General features: G+C 42.2%; 18 protein-coding genes and 1 pseudogene. 6 read left to right on the top strand and 13 right to left on the bottom strand.

Annotated features, from left to right (window positions below):
- Nucleotides 1-225 precede the first annotated feature (225 nt).
- The 3 genes and pseudogenes from KO534_RS11285 to KO534_RS11275 all read left to right on the top strand — a co-directional run bounded on the left by KO534_RS11285 (nucleotide 226) and on the right by KO534_RS11275 (nucleotide 2668).
- Complete coding sequence (locus KO534_RS11285) at nucleotides 226-1638, top strand: aldehyde dehydrogenase family protein (protein ID WP_215929761.1); 1413 nt, start codon at nucleotides 226-228, stop codon at nucleotides 1636-1638.
- Between the two features lie 9 nt (nucleotides 1639-1647).
- Nucleotides 1648-2068, top strand: a pseudogene (locus tag KO534_RS11280) (VOC family protein).
- Between the two features lie 132 nt (nucleotides 2069-2200).
- Nucleotides 2201-2668 carry a Dps family protein gene (locus KO534_RS11275; RefSeq protein WP_215929760.1) on the top strand — a complete coding sequence of 156 codons (468 nt, stop codon included), beginning with the start codon at nucleotides 2201-2203 and terminating at the stop codon, nucleotides 2666-2668.
- A 79-nt stretch (nucleotides 2669-2747) separates the two neighbouring features.
- Here the strand turns inward: KO534_RS11275 and KO534_RS11270 are convergent, their stop codons facing one another.
- From KO534_RS11270 to KO534_RS11255, 4 genes are all read right to left on the bottom strand, one after another.
- The gene (locus tag KO534_RS11270; RefSeq protein WP_252732095.1) at nucleotides 2748-3419 is read right to left on the bottom strand and encodes a YitT family protein; all 672 of its coding nucleotides are present in this window, start codon (nucleotides 3417-3419) and stop codon (nucleotides 2748-2750) included.
- A gap of 341 nt (nucleotides 3420-3760) precedes the next feature.
- Complete coding sequence (locus KO534_RS11265) at nucleotides 3761-6154, bottom strand: TonB-dependent receptor (protein ID WP_215929758.1); 2394 nt, start codon at nucleotides 6152-6154, stop codon at nucleotides 3761-3763.
- A 111-nt stretch (nucleotides 6155-6265) separates the two neighbouring features.
- Nucleotides 6266-7030, bottom strand: a complete 765-nt coding sequence (locus KO534_RS11260; RefSeq protein WP_215929757.1) for an SDR family NAD(P)-dependent oxidoreductase — start codon at nucleotides 7028-7030, stop codon at nucleotides 6266-6268.
- A gap of 11 nt (nucleotides 7031-7041) precedes the next feature.
- A complete protein-coding gene (locus KO534_RS11255; RefSeq protein ID WP_215929756.1) occupies nucleotides 7042-7887 on the bottom strand; it encodes an SDR family NAD(P)-dependent oxidoreductase in 846 nt (281 codons plus the stop codon).
- Between the two features lie 354 nt (nucleotides 7888-8241).
- On the opposite strand from KO534_RS11255, the gene KO534_RS11250 reads away from it, so the two are divergent.
- Nucleotides 8242-8877 carry a TetR/AcrR family transcriptional regulator gene (locus KO534_RS11250; RefSeq protein ID WP_215929755.1) on the top strand — a complete coding sequence of 212 codons (636 nt, stop codon included), beginning with the start codon at nucleotides 8242-8244 and terminating at the stop codon, nucleotides 8875-8877.
- On the opposite strand, the gene paaG is transcribed toward KO534_RS11250, so the two are convergent.
- On the bottom strand, nucleotides 8878-9678 hold the full coding sequence (gene paaG, locus KO534_RS11245) for a 2-(1,2-epoxy-1,2-dihydrophenyl)acetyl-CoA isomerase PaaG (protein WP_215929754.1): 801 nt from the start codon (nucleotides 9676-9678) through the stop codon (nucleotides 8878-8880).
- 89 nt (nucleotides 9679-9767) lie between these two features.
- Between paaG and paaZ the strand changes: the two genes are divergently transcribed.
- Nucleotides 9768-11339: a phenylacetic acid degradation bifunctional protein PaaZ gene (paaZ, locus tag KO534_RS11240; RefSeq protein WP_215929753.1), complete on the top strand. Its 1572-nt coding sequence runs from the start codon at nucleotides 9768-9770 to the stop codon at nucleotides 11337-11339.
- 21 nt (nucleotides 11340-11360) lie between these two features.
- Here the strand turns inward: paaZ and KO534_RS11235 are convergent, their stop codons facing one another.
- Nucleotides 11361-12278: an SMP-30/gluconolactonase/LRE family protein gene (locus KO534_RS11235; protein ID WP_215929752.1), complete on the bottom strand. Its 918-nt coding sequence runs from the start codon at nucleotides 12276-12278 to the stop codon at nucleotides 11361-11363.
- Nucleotides 12278-13063, bottom strand: coding sequence for an enoyl-CoA hydratase-related protein (locus KO534_RS11230; protein ID WP_215929751.1), 786 nt, complete (start codon nucleotides 13061-13063; stop codon nucleotides 12278-12280). Before KO534_RS11230 ends, KO534_RS11235 begins: the two co-directional genes overlap by 1 nt.
- A gap of 176 nt (nucleotides 13064-13239) precedes the next feature.
- Here KO534_RS11230 and KO534_RS11225 point away from each other — a divergent pair, with 176 nt between their 5' ends.
- The gene (locus tag KO534_RS11225; RefSeq protein ID WP_215929750.1) at nucleotides 13240-14430 is read left to right on the top strand and encodes a CaiB/BaiF CoA transferase family protein; all 1191 of its coding nucleotides are present in this window, start codon (nucleotides 13240-13242) and stop codon (nucleotides 14428-14430) included.
- 19 nt (nucleotides 14431-14449) lie between these two features.
- Here KO534_RS11225 and KO534_RS11220 read toward each other — a convergent pair whose 3' ends face one another.
- The 6 genes from KO534_RS11220 to KO534_RS11195 all read right to left on the bottom strand — a co-directional run bounded on the left by KO534_RS11220 (nucleotide 14450) and on the right by KO534_RS11195 (nucleotide 22004).
- Nucleotides 14450-15061 (bottom strand): TetR/AcrR family transcriptional regulator, encoded by a 612-nt coding sequence (locus KO534_RS11220; RefSeq protein WP_191867073.1) that lies wholly within the window; start codon nucleotides 15059-15061, stop codon nucleotides 14450-14452.
- A gap of 16 nt (nucleotides 15062-15077) precedes the next feature.
- On the bottom strand, nucleotides 15078-16337 hold the full coding sequence (locus KO534_RS11215; RefSeq protein WP_215929749.1) for a spinster family MFS transporter: 1260 nt from the start codon (nucleotides 16335-16337) through the stop codon (nucleotides 15078-15080).
- Between the two features lie 91 nt (nucleotides 16338-16428).
- Entirely contained in the window at nucleotides 16429-18306 is a 1878-nt protein-coding gene (locus KO534_RS11210; protein ID WP_215929748.1) for an AMP-binding protein, read from the bottom strand.
- Nucleotides 18307-18312: 6 nt separating this feature from the next.
- Nucleotides 18313-19584, bottom strand: a complete 1272-nt coding sequence (locus tag KO534_RS11205; protein WP_013754831.1) for an FAS1-like dehydratase domain-containing protein — start codon at nucleotides 19582-19584, stop codon at nucleotides 18313-18315.
- 59 nt (nucleotides 19585-19643) lie between these two features.
- Nucleotides 19644-20777 (bottom strand): acyl-CoA dehydrogenase family protein, encoded by a 1134-nt coding sequence (locus KO534_RS11200; RefSeq protein WP_215929747.1) that lies wholly within the window; start codon nucleotides 20775-20777, stop codon nucleotides 19644-19646.
- A gap of 12 nt (nucleotides 20778-20789) precedes the next feature.
- A complete protein-coding gene (locus tag KO534_RS11195; protein WP_215929746.1) occupies nucleotides 20790-22004 on the bottom strand; it encodes an acyl-CoA dehydrogenase family protein in 1215 nt (404 codons plus the stop codon).
- Nucleotides 22005-22190: the final 186 nt, after the last annotated feature.

Below are 22190 nucleotides of genomic sequence, written 5' to 3'. Positions count from 1 at the left end.
TTTATAACGGCTGAAAGTAGTTAACTTTTAGTGCCGGAGTGATTTTTCGAATTTTGTGTAAGAGATGGTTTCCGAATATAGTGAGTTTTTATCATTGAATCAAACATTACGTTTTAGTTTCAAGCCTAAGATCTTGATGCAGCGCAATTAATTCAATTCACAGGTGATCTCCTCGGCTTTTTATGGGATAAGATAAACGATGAAATAAACCACTAGAGGTATTCGATGCAAACCACTACTCAGTCCACCGAAGTTTCTGCTACTTTAATTGCTGATATTGCTCCTAAGATCCACGCATTAAAAAAGACATTTTCCAACGGAAATACCAAAGTATTCTCTTGGCGTGTAGCGCAACTTGAACAAATCAAAAAGATGGTAGTGGAAAATCAGGATGATATTTTTGCTGCGATGCAAAAAGACCTAGGTCGTTGTGATATGGAGTCGTGGACTGCTGAGCTAGGTGGTGTAATAACTGAAGTTGAGCATTCGATCAAAAATCTAAAAAAGTGGATGAAACCGCGTAAAGTATCTACCCCTATAGTGGCACAGCCAGGCAAGAGTTATATGTTGCCAGAACCACTAGGTACAATTTTGATAATTGGTGCATGGAATTATCCGCTGTTATTGGTTTTGTCTCCACTAGTCGCCGCTGTTTCGGCCGGCAATTGTGCGCTTATTAAGCCCTCTGAGTTGTCAGCGAATACGTCTAGCTTAATTGCAAAAATGGTTTCTGAATATCTAGATAACGACGCCATTAAAGTGGTGGAAGGCGCGGTAGAGGAAACCACTGAACTCTTAAAACATCAATTTGACCATATTATTTATACTGGCGGGGACGTAGTCGGCAAAATTGTGATGCGCGCTGCAGCAGAGTTTTTAACACCTGTGACCCTAGAGCTAGGAGGTAAAAGTCCTTGCATTGTGGATAGTTCGACTGATTTAGAGGTTACTGCATCTAGAATAGTGTGGAGTAAATGGATGAATGCAGGGCAGACCTGTGTAGCTCCTGATTATGTGTTAGTGGAAAAATCGTTTGCGGCACCACTAATCTCTGCGATTAAAAACAAAATCACAGAGTTTTACGGTGCCGATGTGGCGAATTCGAAAGACTATGGACGGATTGTGAGTGAACGTCACTGCTCGCGTATTATCAAATATTTAGCTGACCAGAATGTTGTTTTTGGTGGTAATCATAATTTATCAAACAAATACATTGAGCCTACTTTGGTGTTAGACCCAAGTGCCGACAGTCCACTTATGCAAGAAGAGATATTTGGTCCAATTCTACCGATCATCACCCTAGACAATATTGGTCAGGCTATTCCCTACGTTAACGATCGCGAAAAACCTCTAGCCTTGTACCTGTTTACTAAAGACAGTCGCTTTGAACAACAAGTCTTAACGTCTACTAGTGCCGGTATGGTCTGTGTTAACGACGGGTTTATGTTTGCTGCTAATCCCAATTTGCCGTTTGGCGGCGTTGGTAATAGTGGTACTGGGGCTTATCATGGCAAAATTGGTTTCGACAATTTTAGTCACTTGAAAACCGTTATGAAACGCAGTTTTTGGTTTGATGTGCCGCTACGTTATCCACCTTTTACTGACAAAAAATTTAAACTTCTTAAGAAGCTCATATAGAGGTTTATTATGCAACTTGCTCCATTTCACTTAGCGATTCCTGTCACCGATTTATGCTTAGCCGAGAGTTTTTATGGCGGGTTATTAGATTGTGAGAAAGGTCGTTATTGTGAACAATGGATTGACTGGAATTTCTTTGGGCATCAATTAGTAACGCATTTAGTCGATACTATGCCTAGTTTGCCGAGTCACAATCAAGTCGAGAATCAAGCAGTTCCGGTACCACATTTTGGTGTGGTATTGCCGTGGCAAGATTGGCAACATTTAGCCAAAACCCTTGAAGGCAATGAGATAGATTTCGTCATTGAGCCACAAATACGCTTTAAAGGGCAAACAGGTGAACAAGCAACCATGTTTTTTTCAAGATCCTAGCGGTAACGCTTTGGAGTTTAAAGCCTTCAGGAACCTTGATCAGTTATTTGCCACTTAATACAAAAAAACAATTTATTAGATGGTTTGTGATTAGTTAAATCGATTGTGGTGTTTAATAATCTTCATTAGCAATTAGGCAGCAAACCACCTATTCTTTACGTTAAGTTTCAACTCAACAAGGGAAAATACAATGAGTAATATCAACATTGGTATCAATGAAAAAGACAGAGAAACTATCGCCCAAGGGCTGAAGTGTTTGTTAGCTGATTCTTATACCTTGTATCTACAAACCCACAACTTTCATTGGAATGTCACTGGAGCACAATTCAGAGAACTGCATTTAATGTTTGAAGAACATTATACCGAGTTGGCAGTGGCAGTTGACGATATCGCCGAGCGTATTCGCACCCTAGACGTAGCAGCTCCCGGCACTTATAAAGAATTTGCAAAGCTAAGTTCTATCCACGAAGTAGACGGTGTGCCTTCTGGAAAAGAAATGGTGAAAATATTACTAGCAGGCCACGAGGCAGTAGTGATGACTTGTCGTAAAGTATTATCCAGCGCCCAAGAAGCTGATGATGAGTCGACTGCAGCATTAGTCTCCGACAGAATGCGTATCCACGAGAAAACAGCTTGGATGTTACGCGCCCTAAGCTAAGTTGTAAGGCACAATAACCGATTAAAACCAAAAGGCCAAAACGTATTAATATGTTTTGGCCTTTTGTTGTTGGGATTGATTATTCGGTGATTTTCAACAGTTCTTCTTCTAAGGTTGCATCTTTATTTTTCGGTTTTTTCGGCTCTAAATACGCTTGATACCTACCAGGTTTGTGATTGACGGCTATCAATAGGTTTAAAGTAATTGCCCCGATCACAGATAAAATGACGATATCGAAATTAAAAATGAGCATTGAAGAACCCAGAATCATGGCGTCGACCAACAACCCAAAATTTCCCGCTCGAATGTTAAATTTATTTTGCAGATAAAGGGCTAAAATTCCTAGGCCACCAAGGCTAGATTTATGCCTAAACATTATTAATAGCCCCACACCAATTAGCAAACCACCTGCTACTGATGCAAATAATGGGTGAATGCTTTCAATATGAATCAAATGCCCGATTTGTTCAGTCATAACAGACACCATAGAGACTGAAATAAAGGTATTAATAGTGAAACGTCTACTTAATTGCGTCCAAGCTATGTAGTAAAAAGGAATATTCACCAAAAAAAACAACAACCCAAAGTTTATATCAACTAAGTGAGTACCAACAATCGCTATGCCCGCAGTACCGCCAGTTAGTAAATCATGAGTACCAAATAACACCACACCGAAGGATACAAGCACCCCGGCACAAAAAAGTGCTAAAACGTCTTCATAAAATCTGTGCGTAGGAAAGTTCACTGCCATACCTCGTATGCAAATAATTGGCTAAAAATCACTCTGTTATCAAGGCGCGCATTCTACAGATTTAGGTTTATATTGTTAGGCCACCAAGCACTTCAGTTTGAGGTCGGATAGGTGTGTAAGTAGCGTATTCTTTACGACTTGAGTCAGTTATGTAAACAAGCTGTAGGCGAGATGTTTATTGGAGCTTTGAAGCGATACGTGTATTTGAATCATGAATTAGCGCTAGTTTTAGTTTTTCATATATTAAGTGCGAATGGAACTCAGTTGCAAATAACTTTGGTGCTATTGATTGAACTTCAATAGCACCAAGCAAATCTCCGAATTTCCCAGAGGCTAAGCGACTAGAATGCTTTTTTCACCGACACGCCAAAGGTTCTAGGGATACTTGGGTAGGCATTAAAAGTTCCAGTTTGCACAGGTGCTGGAAACGCGCTGAGTAAATAATCTTCATCAGTGGCATTACGGAGCCAAACACTGACAGTTAAATCATCTTCTGATGTTGCTCCAGCACTTAGGTTAAGCTGTTTAACTTCTCTTGATGCAATGTCGGCACTGACATTGTCATTAGATTGCACTTCAGAATCGTATTGATAGTCACCGCTTATATATGCATCCCAATCACCAACGTAAAAACTATAGGTGGCAGATGCAGACAAGTTGGTTTCAGATACACCTGAAGGCTGCATACCAGATAAATCAGTAGGTCCATCAGGGCCATTTCCTCCTTCAAAGGAATCATAAACTGGGTCAAGTAAGGTGCCCGCTAAACCAAGTCTTAGTCCTTCAAGGGGATAATAAGTGAAATCAAACTCTAAACCTTTAGTCGACTGCTCAGTCGCGTTAGATAACACGAAGCCGGTGCCAACAAATATATTTGCTTGGAAATCTTCAATTTTCTGATCAAATAATGCCAAATTAAGTGACCATACATCGAACCTTGCTTTTAATCCCAGTTCTATTACTGACGCTTTTTCGGGTTCAGAATAACGAGTACCAGAGGTTAGGTTAAGTGGCGCAATTCCAGCAGCAACTATGGCACTCATATCACTAGAAAACGGTCTAGAATCTCTGGTTAGGTTCCAAGACGAGGCTTTAAAACCGGTTCCTACACTACCGTATACACTGATGTCACGATTTAACTTGTAAGAAAGACGAGCAGTATAGGTGGTTTCACTGTCATCTGTTTTACCTGATTCAACTTCGTTAGGTACGTCAAGGAAAGAAGGGAAAACTTGTAATCCTGCAATTGCCTCAAACGGTGTGCCTGTTAATGGTAGCGCTGAGAAAGAGTCATCGTTATCTTGGGATATGTTAACGCTCTTTTCATCATTGCTATAGTTCAGCCCAAGGGTAGCTGTTAAATCATCACTTAAATGGTAATCAAATTGGCCAAAGAGTGAAAATGCTTCATTTTGCATTTCGTGATATTCGGTTACCCCTTGCTCGTTACCAAACAATGTACCTGGAGCGACACTAAAAGCGGCTTCTGTTACCGCTAGTGGCGGCGCGCCTCCAGTTAAAGCGGAAAGTGGTGCTAAACGTTCGTCAAAATATGCGCGAGCTTCTGTTCCAAAACGGACCGATGACTGATAGCTCACATCTTCATCAAAAAAGAAACCACCTATCATCCATTCTAAATTAGAGTCGTTGTTATTGGATGTTATTCTGAGTTCTTGCGTAAAAGTATCGGTTTCGACTTTATCTCGACCATTTACAATGTCGGCGCCCGAAAAATCTGTATCTATACTAAAAAAATTATCGTTACTGCGAAGTGATGTAATTGAAGTTAACGTGAAAGTATCAAATTCAATATCTGCTTGTAAGGAAGCCCCAGAACTCTCAATTTTATTGACAGGATCGATATCTAAGTAGTTTTCTCTCGCATAGACATCATTTTCAACAATATCACCGCCTACCGCTCTAATCGATTCCGTAGCCGGACCACTTTGCGCATTTGCTATGCCGCAACAAATTTCTTCCATTTCGCTGGCATCGGCGATAAAACGAAACTCGGCGGTTTCTGTTGGCTCATATACCATTTGACCCCGTGCGCTCCAGCGGTCTACATTATTCATGTCAGTGCCAGTTTCTAGATTTTCGAACCATCCATCCCGCTTATTGATGCTGCCCGAAACGTCAAATGTTAGCTCATCAGAAATAGCACTTTCGAATAACCCTTTCACGTTCTTAAATCCGTAGTTACCTAATCCAGCCAATATATAGCCGCCGGTTGAACCTGAGGGTTTAGGGGTAACAATGCTAATAACACCCGCAGAAGCGTTTTTACCAAACAGGGTGCTTTGTGGCCCTCTCAATACTTCAACTCTATCAAGCCTAGGCAAATCTGACAGTGCTGCCGCAGAACGAGAGCGATAAACTCCATCAATAAACACACCAACCGATGGTTCTATTCCGGGGTTATTTGCGCCGTTGCCAAATCCACGAATGACAAAATTGGTGTTACCTGATGATTGAAGTTGAGTGACGCGAAGAGAAGGCACTATGGTTTGCAAATCTTTTACATCTTGGATTTGTGCTTTCTCTATGGTTTCCGAAGTTGTTACTGATACTGCCACTGGTACTTCTTGAAGAGTTTTAGTACGTTTTGTTGAAGTAATTTGAATTACTTCAACACGACTCGCTTCATTTTCAGCGTTTTCATCGATTTGCGCACTGACCGGAATTGACATGGCCAAACAAACGGCAGCTGAAAGAATAGATATTTTTCTGTTCATGTAACACCCTTAAGCTCGTTGAGTATTGTTAGTACATTGTTAATAAAATGTAGGAGCAATATACCGCCAAAAAGAAAACGAAACAATAGTGTTTTGTATAATAAATCAGAATTAACCTGAACCTCCATCAATAGGAACGATAGATCCGGTCATCGAATAAGGCGCTTGTGTCAGTAAAAATACGATGAGATCGGCTATCTGTTGCGGGCTGGCAGGGTCTCGAGCTGTACGAGGAATCACCCCCAAAACTTTTGGATTAATATCTTCTGGTGCTTTGATTGCTAACATTGGTGTATCTACCGCACCAGGTGTCACGGCACTAATACACACTTCTCTGTCGGCGTATTCTTTGGCTAGCGCTTTTGTAAACGTAATGACGCCGCCTTTAGAAGCGGAATAAGCGGCACTATATGGAATGCCAATTTTTCCTGCCAATGAGGCAATGTTTACCACGCGCCCTTGTGTAGACTCTATATGGGGTAGCATGGCTTTACACATCAAAAATGTGCCATTTAAATTAATGTTGATTACTTGTTGCCACTGCGCAAAATCGAAACAATCTGTGCGACCGAAACGTTGGATTGCAGCAGAGTTGCAAAGCATAGAGGGAATGCCAATGGACTTTACCACCTCAGAAAAAGAATCAGAAACAGATTGTTCGTTGCTTACATCAACCGGTAGTGCAAATGCTTCTCCATCGTCTTGTTGGATTTCCGCAATTATTTGTTTCGCTGCATCAATGTTGTAGTCAAAAATAACCACCACATGGCCTTTTGAGGCCAGTGATTTTGCCACTGACGCGCCAATGCCAGAGCCTGCCCCTGTTACTATTGCGATAGCTTTTGAGTTTGTATTATCTGGTTTTGCTGCTGTCATTTAACACCTACCTATGTTGTTGAATTATTGGCATGCCATGCGTCAGTTTTGTCTAATGCTGTACTAGCATCGACATGGCGTTTGTCAATTAGGTTACGAATATTTGAGTGAGTGATAATGTAATAATCGCCCCTCTTAATGCCTGCTACAGCCATTTTACCCACATCATTTGGATCCATGCCTAATTCGTGGAGTAATTCGCCTAGCTTAGGTTTGCTCACTGCTTTTTCGCCATATTCAGTTTGGCGTGAACGTTCGGCATCCCAAATTTCAGTTGCCACTGCTCCAGGGCATAACAAACTAACCTCTATGCCATATTCGGCGTAATCACGATGCATCATTTCTGATAGACCCAACATACCGTGTTTTGACGCAACATAAGGAAACATACTGCCAAGTTTCTTGCCGGGTATGCCAAAACAGGTTTCTGAGCCTGTATTCATAATATGCGCTATATCTCCGCGTTTGATGAATTGTTTAATAAACGCTGAGCTCATCAAAAAAACACTTTTTAAATTCACATCAACAATCCAGTCCCAATCTGCTTCTGTGATTTCATGTAACGTTCCGGCCTGACCGACGCCGGCGTTATTTATCAGGATGTCTACTTTGCCGAAGGTGTTATATGCCAATGCAACTAGGCTATCGATTTCGCTTTGTTTGGTTACATCACACCGCAAAGCAATGACCTCGGCGCCATTTCGCTTTAATTCAGACTCGGCCCGTTTCGCTTTATCGTGATCCATTCCTACTAAAACTAATTTGACACCTTCTTTGGCTAGCTCATTGGCTATTGCAAAGCCAATACCACTGGTACCCCCGGAAATGACCGCCACTCTATCAGTTAAATTTTGCATTTTTTCGTTCCTTTTGACATAACGAGTATGTCGCTGTGTTTTTCTCTGCTAGTTATCTTCAATCTGGGTTTACTGAATCAGATGTATTTCGGTTATGCCAAGTTTCGTCGAATAGGTTGAACCACCCAGAGATCACTTTTGACATAGCAGTTCATGTAGATCCCGAATAGAAAACTCTGTTAATCCCACTTATCTGCTTATCACGGATACTCAAAAATAAAACACACATACTATATGATACACATTGGTTCTATATAGAGGTAGTGAAATAATACAATCGTTGCTTGAACAAAGCCGCTAGGGTATCTTTTACATCGTATTTGAAGGCACTAACTTATTGATAGGGAATTGCTATTGAAACCGCAAAAATCGGAAGTATTAGAGAAGAAAATGCCAGAGCCCAGTGGTAAACGTGCGCGAAAAACCACACAAATGATGAGAACAAAACAGGCTGTACTAGACACAGTTGTTGAACTGCTGAGTGAAATTGGTTACCGGGCTATAACCATTGAAATCATTTCCCAACGCTGCGGTGTTGCGCGTTCCACTATTTATAGGCACTGGAAAAATATCCCGGAACTTACTATTGATGCATTCGATTCAGCTATTGGTGATACACCTGAGTTTCCAGAGCAAGGTGATGTTCGTTCAAATTTGGTGTTTTTATATAGACAATTTGGAAAATCCTTAAGTCGCTCTATTTGGGGCCGTGTTTTACCTTCTCTTATCGAAGCCTCACACAATGATCCCAAATTCGAAAATTACTTGAGCTCAATGGCAAATGTGCGTCGACAAAATGCAAGGGAAATGCTGCAACGTGCCAAAAGCAAAGGTGAGCTCAAACCAGAGGCGAATGTTGAGTGGATATTAGATACGCTTTCGGGCGCACTTTACCATCGCCTTTTGATCACTGGTACTGCATTAGATGAACCCGGCTTGGTAGACTGGCTGATTGATAGCGTACTCAGTACCACCCTACAAAAAGACTAATTATTGGCCTTTGAAAACAGCGGGTCGCTTTTCACTAAATGCTTTAACGCCCTCAGAATAATCGTAAGTTTTTGAGGCTTTGGCTTGCAAATCTCGCTCTATATCAAGTTGTTCATCTAGGGTATTTGTATAGGATGATTGCAGCGCGTGTTTGCTTAAACCTAATCCAAATGTTGCCGATTGCGCTAATTCACGGGCCAAATTTGCTGCGGACGTAGCTAATTCAGAATCTGGCACAACTTGCCATATCATCCCCATTTCTTTAGCGTCTAACGCACTTACCTTTGTTCCCAATAGAGTGAGTGCCATGGCACGAGCATGACCTACTAAACGAGGTAATATCCAGCTACCACCTGAATCAGGTATCAATCCTAATTTATTGAATGATTGAATAAATGACGCAGACTCCGCCGCTACAACAATATCGCATGCTAAGGCTATATTGGCACCAGCACCTGCGGCCACACCATTAACGGCACAAACCACTGGTTTGCTCAAATTGCAGATAGAACGGATCAGTGGATTGTAATAATCATTGAGAGACGCATACAGGTCAGGAGGATTATTTGTGGTGTTACTCGATTTGCGATCATTCAAATCTTGTCCGGCGCAAAATCCCCTGCCTTTCGCTGTAATTAATAGTGCTCGTATCTGCTGATTGTTATGGGCTTCTTGTAGCGCTGTTCGCACTTCTTCATGCATGGCGACCGTAAAACTATTTAACTTGTTAGGGCGATTTAACGTCAAGGTGGCTAACCCGTCGCTGACATCAAATTCTATGTTGAGATATTGATTATTCATTAGGCTATGTGACTCGCGGTAGTTGACTATATGAAACAATATAGTATCGTATAGGTCACTTCAGCTGTCCATCTTAATAAGCGAATATCATGAAATTAAAAAATTATGCACTTGGGGAATGGTATACATCCTCAAATACAGGAAAAGTTGTCAATCACGCCATCACGGGCTTACCTATTGCAGAGGTTGACAGTAACGGTTTAGATTTTTCTGAAATGCTTCATTATTCCAGAACACAGGGAAGCTCTGCTCTACAAGCGCTAACATTTCATCAACGCGCAAAATTATTAAAATCATTAGGTGTTTATCTGCTCGAACAAAAGGAATTGTTTTATACCTGTTCAATAGGCACAGGTACTACTCGAAAAGACGCTTGGATTGATATTGAAGGCGGAATTGGCACTTTGTTTTCCTACGCCAGCCAAGCCATTAATTCTTTAACGGACGGACATATTTTATTGGATGGCAAACAGGAGGCACTCTCAAAGCAAGGGAGTTTTGTAGGACAACACATATATTCCTCCATTACTGGAGCAGCAATCCATATCAATGCCTACAATTTTCCGGTTTGGGGTATGCTCGAAAAACTCGCACCGAGTATTATTGCTGGAGTGCCGGTTATTGTTAAGCCTGCCACTCAAACTGCATTTTTAACCGAGTTAGTGGCACAGCATATTGTTGCCTCAGGAATATTACCTAAAGGCGCATTTCAACTGGTTTGTGGAAGCTTGGGGAATATGCTTGAACATACCACTTACCAAGATGTGGTGAGTTTTACAGGTTCAGCGCAAACGGGACAGATGCTTAAGGCTAATCACAGTATCGTTAGTGAATCGACTCGCTTTATGATGGAAGCTGATTCTTTGAATTGTGCCATTTTAGGAGAAGATGTGGCTACGGATTCAGCAGATTTTAATTTGTACATCCGTGAAATATGTAACGAAATGACCACTAAAGCAGGCCAAAAGTGCACTGCCATAAGACGAGCAATTGTGCCTCAAGACAAATTAGAAGCAGTCATTGACGCCATCAAATTAAGGCTTGGAAAAGTGGTTATTGGTCACCCGGAACATCCATCAGTAACTATGGGCGCTCTGGCTGGCCTTGAGCAAAGAGCCGATGTACTAGCTAATATCGAGCGTTTATCTGAAAGTGCAGAAGTTGTTTATGGCTCGACTGATTTAGATTCCTTTAATGTGTTAGATGGTGATGCCAATAAAGGGGCTTTTTTGGTGCCTGTATTGATGGTCAATCAAGACCCAGGCAGTGATTTATCAAAACAAACTGCCCATGATATTGAAGCCTTTGGACCAGTTTGTACTTTATTCAGTTACTCTAATACTGAGCACGCATTAGCGCTTGCGGCTCGAGGAAAAGGCAGTCTTGCTGGCTCAATTGTGACGTCCAACTATGATTTGGCGCAACAATTGTGCCTTGGTGCTGCGGCACATCACGGACGTTTACTGTTGTTAAATGAAAGCTGTTCGAGCGAATCCACAGGGCATGGAATAGTGTTGCCGCAGTTAATCCATGGCGGTCCAGGTCGAGCCGGAGGTAGTGAAGAGTTAGGTGGATTGCGTGCAGTAAAACACTATATGCAACGTACTGCGCTTCAAGGAAATCCCGAAATGTTAGCCGCTATTTTGTCTAATACTAAGTAAAAGCATAAGCGGCTTAAATCGTTAAGGAAACCCCGCAGTAGCTGCAGGCACTTCTATCTTAAATATTGCGCCTTGCCTGCGCCTGCGGTAATACGAAGGTGGCTCCTCATCTGGCGATACCTTGCTTGGGGGATCGTTGGGAGCTGCGGTGATAAATAAGGTCGCCGTATTGGTTTCTGTATTAAGTGGAGACAAAACACAGGCTACAGGTTGAAATATCTGCCCATCAACTTGTGCGGTAACGCGATTAATAATGTCGCCTTGCATGTTTAGATGTAATAGTTCTGAACAACCAATGGCGGCAATCCACACGCAGTTGTTATTGTCGAAACAAATGCCATCAGGAAAGGCATTGGCGATGTCCGCAAATTTTTGTCGGTCAACTAATTTACCTTGATCAGAGATAGCAAACTTTACCAATCGACTGGCGACAGATTCTGCGACTATTAGTGATGTTTTATCTTCTGATATAATGATGCCGTTAGGAAAAGCTAAAGGTACGGAACAATGTTCTGCATTACCTTGGGGATCTACACGAATCAGCGGAGTTTTCTTAAATTCAGCGTTATTGTGAATGTCGTAACCAAAGTTACTGACATAAGCAATACCTTCATTATCGACTACCATGTCATTGCACCAGCCACTGGCTAGTATTGACAAGTCAGAGTGTACGCAGACATTGCCTGATAGATCGATTTTCATTACGCGGCGATCTGTCATATCAACAAACAACATTTCTCCGCTTGGCAGCCAGCCTAACCCCGACACAAAGTGATGCCACTTTAGAACACGTTGCGGTGAAGCTTGCGCGCTAGAAAGTGTGTAGTCTATTGTCCAAATTTCGCCTTCATACATATCAACAAAATAGAAAGAACCATTGTGGCAGCGGGGAGACTCAGGGAAACAAAGTTGTGATAACCACCTTTGTGCGTTGCCCATTATAATGCCTTCCAAACAGGTTTTCTTTTTTGCGCAAATGCGCTGACACCTTCTTTAAAGTCTGGTGATGTATAAATACGTTTTACTAGACCATAATCACTCTTCATTGTTTCCAACATAGTTTGGCATGTTTCTCCTTGGTTCAATGCTGTCATAGTGACATCAATCGATATAGGTGAACATGCGATGATGCGATTTGCCATCTCAACAGCTTGTTCTAACAATTCCTGGGGTTCAGTGACTTGGTTCACAAATCCCAATCGCTCTCCTTCTTCGGCACTGACTTTACGTCCCGTCAGTAATATTTCTACCGCTTTTTTATAAGGAATTTGCCGTGCTAAACGGTGGATCCCACCCCCTAAGGCCGCTAAACCAATTTTGGGTTCAGGTAATGCAAACTGTGCGCTATTGCTCGCAATTATCATATCGGCGGCCAACGCCATCTCAAATCCGCCTCCCATCGCGAGACCATTGATTGCAGCGATGACAGGTTTAGTGCGCCCAAAAAACGCAGTTAAGCCACCAAATCCTTCTCTGGGTAATACCATCTCAGCCAAACTTGCTGTAGCTGAAAACTTAACGTCATTTCCAGAGCAAAAAGCTTCGTCACCTACTCCGGTTATTATCGCTACTCTGTGTTTTTTATCTGCTTGAAATTCTTTAAATATCTCCGCCAACTCTTTACTTGCTGGTGGGTGTAATGCATTTCGTAGCTCAGGACGGTTGATAGTTACCGTTAGTATTGCGTCTTTTGAATCCACTTTACAAAATTGTGGGCTAGTCATAACTGTGATCCCCTTGGTTTAGGCTGCGATATTCTGAATTTGCTATCCATAATGCTACCTTAGCATCGGTAAAAATAATAGTTAAACGATACATTAATGTTTCATATTCTTTTTTATATCTGCTAGTATCAAGTAACAATTAATGTCAAACCAATGACTAACTCTTGGAAAATTTTATGTCCAATAACCTTCAGCCCCAACCTTTATCGGGCGTTAAAGTAGTAGAACTTGGATTATGGATTGCTGGCCCCGCAGCTGCGGCGGTTATGGCCGATTGGGGAGCCGATGTAATCAAGGTTGAACCCAAATCCGGTGATCCAGCTAGAAATGCATTAGCCTCAATATTAGGTATTGAAAATTTACGGTCGCCAGCCTTTGAAGCGGACAACAGAGGCAAACGTTCAGTGGTACTAGATTTAGCTGAACAAGAAGGCCTAACGGCTTTAAATAGTTTGCTATCTGATGCAGATGTTTTTATTACTAACATGCGTCCAAATGCGTTAACTCGACTTGGGTTGTCGCCAGAGGTTTTGAGAGATAAATTTCCGCAATTGGTTATCGCTCAGGTGACCGGTTATGGCAGTTCTGGGCGTGAAATTGATCGACCTGGATATGATAGCGGAGCCTTCTGGGCGTATTCAGGCTTGGCTAGTCAGTTTTCTGGTGAGACCGGTTACCCACCTATATTGCCTGCAGCGTTTGGCGACCATATTACTGCTATTTCTTTGGTTTCAGGCATCACTTCTGCATTATTTGACCGTACCCGAACAGGGCAAGGAACTATAGTCGAGACTTCACTGTTAAAGCTTGGGATCTACGCAGCTACGTCTGACTACTCACTGCAAATGGCCTTTAATCGTCACAGGCCGCCACAAAGACGTGTCGATTCTGAAAGCCCGCTAGTGAATAGCTATAAAACCTCTGATAACAAATATATTTGGTTGTTATGTGTCGAAGCAAGCCGTCATTGGCCACAGTTAGCGGCAGCCATCGGACACCCTGATTTATGTAACGATGAACGATTTAACGGTACCCGCAAAAGGCACAAAAATAGAGCCGAGTTAATAGCGACTCTAGATGGGATATTTGCCACTAAAACACGATATGAGTGGGCAGAAATACTAGACAGCAACGACATTTGGTGGTCTCCGGTTAATTCATTAGAAGAAGTGTTAGCCAGTGAACAAGCGGAAATAATTAATGCATTTGTAGATATTCCAGATGCAGGCAATGAAGACAAACCGCGTAAAACTGTGGCTAGTCCAATTGATTTTAATCGAGTGCCTACACAACCTAAAAGTGCCTGCCCTGAGTTAGGTGCAGATACTATTGAAATACTTAAAGAGCTACAACAAAAGTCAAAGTAAAGACTCTACTTTGACAGACTCAAACTGATTTTCCCTTAATGGCTGCATCGATTAAATATTCGATGTAGCCTTTTTCATTTAGCGGCTTTTTACTGAGTAAAAAACGGTAGGCTAACGAACCTGAGATAACGTCTACTATCCACTCAATATTTTCGTCTTTACTAAGCTGGCCAGTATGTTGAGCATTACGCAAAATGTTAAGAGAAGAAGACCTAAGGTTTTCTACTAGAAGCTCCAACAATTCAGCGCAGTGTTCATCATTTTGTGAAACTTCGATAAATGAAGGGAGTATTTTGGCCCAAGAAGCATGTTGTAACGAATCCACGTAAAGTTGATTAATTGTCATTAAGTCTTGTTTAAAGTCCCCCGTGTCAGGGGACTCAAAAGGTTCGCCAACTAATTCTGCAAAGGCGTCAAATAAAAGATCTTCTATCTTTGGCCAATATCGGTAAATCGTGGAGCGCGATGAACCGCTGAAGACAGACACCGCATCCACAGTGATGTTTCTATATCCTTTCTTAATCAAAAGCTTGCGGGTTGAATCCAGAATATGTGCTTTAGTTCGCTGCACTTGTGGATTAGTAGAATTTGAAGGATCGCCACCTCGATTTCTACTGATTTTGTCTATCACACTGTTCACCATAGTTTTATTCAGTTACAGATTGCGTAGGGTTTTTAAAGTACTTAGCCGACGCGAAAAAGCAATAGCTGGCAATCAAGACTACTACACTTCCAATCATTAACGCATAACGTAGGGATTCCTCACCAAACTGATTACTTAGTAAATCCGAGGTTAAACCTACTACAAAGGGAGCAGCGCCAACACCAATCATGCTGGTAAAGAACAATAATATTGCCGCAGCCGTGGCTCTACCTTCACTCGGTATGACATGCTGAATCGCCGCGAGAGTAGGCCCGGTTACACAACCAGTAAAGACTGCTCCGATGAAAATAATACTCATTGCCAGTGTTGGATTACCCACAGCAAAGGAAATTAGCATTAACGGAAAACTGATAAAGTAGGCGATTGCAGGTACTTTAGTAATCCAACTTGCGTCACGATTTTGCATTTTATCGGCTACCCAGCCCCCTAAGACCATTCCAATTGCAGAACCACCACCGTAGGCTGCGCCAAACAGAGTGCCAACTTCAGACAACGACATACCATGACTACGAATAAAAAATGCGGGAGCCCATTGTGCGACACCATAAGTTGCAAAAGTGCCAAAAGACGCGCCTATCACCATCAAGCGGTAAACCGGGTTTGACAGAAGAAGCTTAATTAAAGTTAGGTAAGGTGTTTTCGGGGTATTATCTTCAATAGCCTGTTTCAATGGCTGTTTCATAGTGAACATGATCAGCAATGCTAGAAATACCCCAGGTGCGGCGACAATAAAAAAGGTATTTCGCCAGCCGTAAGCTTCAGCTAAAAACCCGCCAACTACGAAACCTAATATGACTCCTACAGTAGAGCCCGTCATAAAGACACCCATAGCTAAAGCACGGTTTTTAGGAGGGTACAATTCTGCAATTAGGGCGTTACAGGTAGGAAAACAACCTGCTTCTCCTACTCCTACTCCCATCCTAGCTAAAAATAGATGTACGAAGTTTGTGGCTTTACCCGATAAAGCGGTCATGGCACTCCAAAAAACAATGGAGATAGTAATGATACGTTTGCGGTTTCCGCTGTCAGCGAGTCTGGCAATAGGAAATCCCATAATGGCGTAAAAGGCAGCAAACGCGAAACCTGTTAGTAGGCCGATTTGCGAGTCTGACAGTCCCATTTCTGCACGTATAGGTTCAACCAGAACAGCTAGTACCATGCGATCCATATAGCTGGACACATTAATCAGAAAAAATAGTGCTAGTAAATAGCGTAAGTATCCCTTTGAATAATTTGATCCCATGAATTAGCCCTCTGTAGATGTATATAATTTATTGGTGTTTTTTCCAGCAAGTACAAGCAATCCGCCGGTCACTGCTAGGCTCATGACAATTTCAGTTAACGGGTTCAAATATCACTCCAGATAGATCATCGCTGGCATATATTTTTTCGACTAAATGTGCCCGATTGTCGATAACACATTGTCTATTGATGTAACCTTTTTCATTAATTTCGGATAAGCCCATTGACGGAGGAGTACTAAGTATCATTAGGGTACGTACCTTGTTTGAAGAGCCTGGATGATTGTTGTTATATTCAGTTAAGTGTTGCAGTAACAGTTGTTTAACTGCGGGGGAAGCAAACAAGTCTGCAATGCTTAATTCTTCGCTATTTAGTACCTTTTCAACCGCTTGTTTATCCAACCACGCGAAGGCAGAAACAAATTCGCGATTTTCGCCGCAAATTACTGTATCTCTAATTAAACGCCCAAAAACTTCCATCAAGTTTGATTTAATGTTTAAGTTGGATACCCATGTACCAGAGAGCAATTTGAAGTCTTCGCTTATACGACCATCAAAAACCAATCCCTTAGTTCTATCGTTAGGATCTGCAAACCTAGCTGCGTCTCCTAATTTAAAATAGCCTTGTTCGTCGAAAAAACTGCGAGTTAATGCTTCTTGCTGATAGTAGCTGTCGAGCACTGTTGGTCCCTTGGCTCGCACTTCCAATTTTTGACCGCAGGGCACTAACTTCACTTCAATACCGGGCATGGGTAAACCAATCACTCCTGGTAAATCTGTTGGCCAATAGGTGCCGGTTACTCCTTGAGTCTCAGTTGAACCATACATGCTGATAATTGGAATGCGTTTTCCGGTGTTGGCAATGGCGAGAATTTGCAATCGACGCGCAACATCGTCGGGTAATGCGGAACCACCATAGGCAATCGCCTCTAGTTTCGCGAAAAACATTTTTTGTAACTTAAGGTCTTTTTCAAGTGCAGTAGCGAGCCAACTTAACCCCAAAGGAGCGCTACCAAATACACTAGTAGAGAGTGATCTGAGATTATCTAAGGTTTTTTCAAATAGACCGGGAATAGGTTTACCGTCATCAATATAGATAGCACCACCCTTCATTATTGCTTCGTGGTAAGCGATGTTACCTGCCGAAACATGGCTCCAAGGCATCCACTGCAAGGAAATTGGGGCGTACTCTTTATCGTCAGGGTTTTTTAACACAGACTTAATACCTGCAACCTGAGCGCACAAAATTTGTTGAGTCTGCACTACACATTTAGGGGTGCCTGTAGAGCCAGAAGTAAACATATATTTGGCGATTGTTGCGTCATCAATTTTGTCCATTGATGCTGCTACAGCTTCGGTGTTTTGGGATGTTGATAAATCCGAAATCGCAATTAACTCGTCGCTGGGGTTGTCTTCAACAACCAAGATGCGGCCTTGGGTATTCAAAAACTGCAATGCATTCTTATAACGCTCTCCACATTGGGCGAAAATAACTTTAGGTTGGAGGATAGCCTCCACAGCTTTCAGTTTTTGCAGAGATTGATCCATTAAAGAGTATGGCGCGCTGATTGACGCAACTGGCACTCTGGCCTTCATGGCAGCCATGATCATTAAACCATGGCTGATTGAGTTTTCCGATAGAATCATCATGGGTGTGGTGTCATTCAAGCCGTACTCAAGTAACCATTGTGCAATCATGTCCGACTGTTTATCAAAGTCCCCATAAGTACATTCACGCCAATTGCCATCGTGTGTTTTTTCTGCAAGCCAAACCCGTGAAGGAAATGCGCTCGCTTGTTTCTTAAACATGTGAGCGATGCTTTTTTCAAGCTCACACAGCGGCGTAGCCGAGCTTAAAATAATGCAGCCATCACTATCTTCAACCATTTCAAGTTGTGGCTCTTTGTACGGCATATCCTGAAAAGGATAATCAGCAACGTGATTGATATTTTTAAGGTCAACGGTTTGCATAGGGGATTATTTTCCTGCTTTTTGTTGTTTAAGTTGCTTATGTGCTTCTAAAAATTTAACGGCTTTAGTTTGTATATCTTCAGGCACATCAGGTAATTTTGGCGCTGTATCAGCCGTTTTGGGTAGTGATACCGTGGCGTTGGCAACTGCTGTTTCTTCGCCTCTTTGGTTTGTTGCAACTACCTGTAAATCGACTAAATTCATTCCGTCTTTGGTATATTTTTTAGTGACTTTTCCTGTCAAAGTTTGCATGTCACCTAGATAGTTAAAGCGACGAATTTCGTCATGCATACTTACCACAAAAGCGTTGTCCCCCATCCAGTCACTTACGGCGTGATATAGCCAAAACTCGCGTTGTAAACCCCAATCGTAAGCCTCGGGATTACCTACACTTTTCGCCGCTTTGGTATCCCAATGCACTCTAGCACTGGTATCTAAAATTCCTCTTTCATTGGGAGAATATAACAGCGGCATTCTGACGCGATCCTTGGCGGCGATTCTGGCGGTCGCTAACATACGATAAGGTGCTAGACCATATCCTGCGCAGTGTGCCAGAATTACATCAGTTACTGTTAGTGGTCCTTTGAGTAATGGCATCATTTCATCATCGACAGCGACATCATCCCATACTCTTGTCTGTGCTCCGCGAGGCTTTTCTTGCAAATAGGCTTTATCAAAAGCAATCATGTCTTCTTTGCTATATTCACCTAATTCAATGTCTTTATATTTACCTTTTTTCTTAGCTGTATCTCGCTCACTAAGAATACGTAACATTCGGTACACGCCAACCACTTGAGCATCTTGATTGAACTTCACATAACGATGCACTATATGTAGGCTTTTGCCTCCAAACTCTGATTCCTTGAGTTCCATGGATTCTTCGCCCTCAAAACTGTACAAGCGATCACCAGGTTTTATTGGTCTGTACCAATCCCAAGTGCCACCTGAAACAAAGGTTTGGCAACCTCTAAATAGACCTGCAGTCCTTTTCTTCAACTCTCTGGGGATACGCTCGCCCAACAATGGTTCGTTAATGATGGCTGTCATAATTTGCGGCGCAACGACTGAGCCCCAGTGGGTACTGGCAGCATAGTCAGGATCACAATATAGTGAATTATCATCCCCTATGCTTAAAGCAAAATTCCGAATGGCATCTTCATATACCTGAGAATGAAACTCACGGGTGACATTCACTTCATCTAAGCCAATAAGCTCTTGTTGCAAAGCAATGTCGTGTTCCGTTAATTTTCCTTTGGAACTGTCTTTTTGATCGGTCATTTTAATTCTTCTCCAACCTATTGTTGATTATCGAGTAGTAGTTTCAGTGATTGATGCTGTTAACGACACAAGGACGCATAGCGCTGTGTATGAAAGTCTGTGCTACCTAACACAAACTGGATAGCCGTTAGGCGTTTAAAGTAATGTCCAATATCTAGTTCGTCGGTGACTCCCATTCCGCCGTGTAATTGCACCGCTTCTTGTCCAATAAGCCTTGCAGCCTTGCCGACTCGGCTTTTTGCGGCAGATACTTCTTTAGGGGCGAAACCTTGTGTTGAATCGAGTTCCATAGCGGCCATTAAAACCGCAGACTTGGCCTGTTCATACTCGATAAACATATCGGCCATGCGATGCTGTAACGCTTGAAAACTGGCGAGCGGTTTTCCGAATTGCTGACGTTCTTTGGTGTATTCAACAGTTTTTTTATACAACATTTCCATCATGCCTATCGCTTCGGCGCAGACTCCGAAGGTGGCAAAATCCACGGTCTTTTCTAATGCAGGAAAAGCATCATCGAGATTGCCCAAAAGACTACTTTTGGCTACGGTTACATTGGAAAAATAGATATCTGCAGCTTGAAAACCGTCTACTGTGGGATAACAACGGATATCTACCCCAGGGGATTGAGGGTCAACCAGAATAGCGCTCAGTCCATTTTTGTCGGTTTGAAATGAAGATGTTCGCGCGATAACTACTAACATGTCAGCCATGGCTGCGTTTAGCACAACACTCTTATGTCCATTTAGAACAAACTCATTGTCGAATACTTCTGCTTGGGTGCTAATGTTTGCTAGGTCATAACGTGACTGCGGTTCACAATAGGCTAAAGAAAATTGATATTCACCAGCCATCATATTTTCTAACATTGCGTTGCTGTTCGAATTGCTAGAAAGCTCAGAGATAAGTTTTCCGGCGAGCAAGGTATTGGCGAAATAAGGTTCAACTACTAAGCCTTTCCCTAATTCTTCCATGACTATCATCACGTCTGCAGCTTTGCCGCTTAAGCCACCTGCTTTTTCACTAAAGGGCACCATTAACCAGCCAAGTTCGGCGAACAGCGCCCAGTTTTTGTCATCAAACCCCGCTTCTTTTTGTCGCGCTACTTCTCTTTGATCAAAGCTATACTGTTGTTTTACAAATCGAGACACACTGTCACACAGCATGCGTTGTTCGTCGCTAAAACTAAAATTCATCGCATTTTCCTTCTAAAGTCCGAGAACCGACTTACAAATTATTACCTTTTGAACTTCGTTGCTGCCGCCATAAATTGAGGCTTTGCGATTATTGAAGTACCAAGGCGCCCGGTCAGTTTCACTTCCTTGGCCTATGTGGTGCTCTCTTGGAAATTCAGCATTGGTATCGGAGTGAAACTGATCATTGACAAATGGTAGGCAGTAATACCCAGCCGCTTCCACATACAGTTCATCAATAAACTGCGCTACCTCAGTACCCTTTATTTTGAGAATTGAAGATTCGGGACCAGGCGCTCCTCCGCTGCTAACGGCAGCAAGAGTGCGCATCTCAGTGTATTCAAGTGAACGTAATTCAATTTCTAACTCGGCCAATTTAAGGGCAAACGCGTGGTCGTCGATAAGTGCAACTCCACCTTTGGGTGGCTCAGATGCCATTTTGCGTAAGTTCTTAAGGCGAGTTTTTGAGATAGCCACTTTTGCAATGTTGGTTCGTTCATGAGTGAGTAACATTTTGGCGTAAGACCAGCCTTTATTCGGCTCACCAATCAGGTTTTCAGCTGGAACCACGACATTATCAAAATGCACTTCATTGATTTCACGCTGGCCATCCAACATCATAATGGGCGATACCTTAATCCCTAGCGTATCCATTTTTATCAACAAAAAATTGATCGCTTGTTGATTTTTGAGTGAACGGTCTGGAGAACGTGCCAAACAAAATATCCAATCAGCGTGTTGTGCGTATGTTGTCCAAGTTTTAGTACCAGAGACTATGTAATTGTCGCCATCTAAGGTCGCAGTAGTTTGTAACGAAGCGAGATCTGATCCTGCAGCTGCTTCCGAAAAGCCTTGGCACCACCAAACGTCACTCTTAAGAATATCTGGTAGAAAACGCTTTTTTTGTTGTTCTGTTCCATAAGTGTAGATAACTGGGCCAACCATTTTTAAACCAAAAGCGATAACTTCTGGCGCGCCAGCGGCGGCACATTCATGTTCAAAAAGATATTTTTGGGTGGCACTCCAGCCTGTTCCACCAAATTCAACTGGCCAGTTAGGTGCAATCCATCCTTTGTCATATAAGACTTTTTGCCATTGCACTCGTTGTTCTTTGGTTAATCTCAAGCCATTTAATACTCGTTCGCTTGTTGTTTTAGGCAAGCTAACTTTTAAGAAATTTCGAACTTCATCGCGAAATGCTAGTTCTTGATCGGTAAATTGATTGTTCAAGGAATCCTCTCTAATTGAAGTAAACCAGCTTAAGTGGTGCAAAATAAAATACACTATTGAATCAAACGATACACTATTGTATCGTATATATCAAATTGCTAACGTGATTCACAAAACATTAACAATATGAGTGCCGTAGACAGGGTGAAAGCTGATTTGTCTACTTAGCCAATTAAGACCAAAGTG

Origin of the sequence: Paraglaciecola arctica, assembly GCF_018861065.1 — a bacterium.
GTDB lineage: Bacteria > Pseudomonadota > Gammaproteobacteria > Enterobacterales > Alteromonadaceae > Paraglaciecola > Paraglaciecola arctica_B.
The sequence above is the reverse complement of the archived record's forward strand: the minus strand, read 5'-3'. Positions and strand labels throughout refer to the sequence as shown.

Bases quoted from the DNA above. Each gene is read 5' to 3' on its own strand.
- KO534_RS11285 (WP_215929761.1), top strand. From the start codon at position 226: ATGCAAACCACTACTCAGTCCACCGAAGTTTCTGCTACTTTAATTGCT.
- KO534_RS11275 (WP_215929760.1), top strand. From the start codon at position 2,201: ATGAGTAATATCAACATTGGTATCAATGAAAAAGACAGAGAAACTATC.
- KO534_RS11270 (WP_252732095.1), bottom strand. From the start codon at position 3,419: ATGGCAGTGAACTTTCCTACGCACAGATTTTATGAAGACGTTTTAGCA.
- KO534_RS11265 (WP_215929758.1), bottom strand. From the start codon at position 6,154: ATGAACAGAAAAATATCTATTCTTTCAGCTGCCGTTTGTTTGGCCATG.
- KO534_RS11260 (WP_215929757.1), bottom strand. From the start codon at position 7,030: ATGACAGCAGCAAAACCAGATAATACAAACTCAAAAGCTATCGCAATA.
- KO534_RS11255 (WP_215929756.1), bottom strand. From the start codon at position 7,887: ATGCAAAATTTAACTGATAGAGTGGCGGTCATTTCCGGGGGTACCAGT.
- paaG (WP_215929754.1), bottom strand. From the start codon at position 9,678: ATGAATAATCAATATCTCAACATAGAATTTGATGTCAGCGACGGGTTA.
- paaZ (WP_215929753.1), top strand. From the start codon at position 9,768: ATGAAATTAAAAAATTATGCACTTGGGGAATGGTATACATCCTCAAAT.
- KO534_RS11235 (WP_215929752.1), bottom strand. From the start codon at position 12,278: ATGGGCAACGCACAAAGGTGGTTATCACAACTTTGTTTCCCTGAGTCT.
- KO534_RS11230 (WP_215929751.1), bottom strand. From the start codon at position 13,063: ATGACTAGCCCACAATTTTGTAAAGTGGATTCAAAAGACGCAATACTA.
- KO534_RS11225 (WP_215929750.1), top strand. From the start codon at position 13,240: ATGTCCAATAACCTTCAGCCCCAACCTTTATCGGGCGTTAAAGTAGTA.
- KO534_RS11215 (WP_215929749.1), bottom strand. From the start codon at position 16,337: ATGGGATCAAATTATTCAAAGGGATACTTACGCTATTTACTAGCACTA.
- KO534_RS11210 (WP_215929748.1), bottom strand. From the start codon at position 18,306: ATGCAAACCGTTGACCTTAAAAATATCAATCACGTTGCTGATTATCCT.
- KO534_RS11205 (WP_013754831.1), bottom strand. From the start codon at position 19,584: ATGACCGATCAAAAAGACAGTTCCAAAGGAAAATTAACGGAACACGAC.
- KO534_RS11200 (WP_215929747.1), bottom strand. From the start codon at position 20,777: ATGAATTTTAGTTTTAGCGACGAACAACGCATGCTGTGTGACAGTGTG.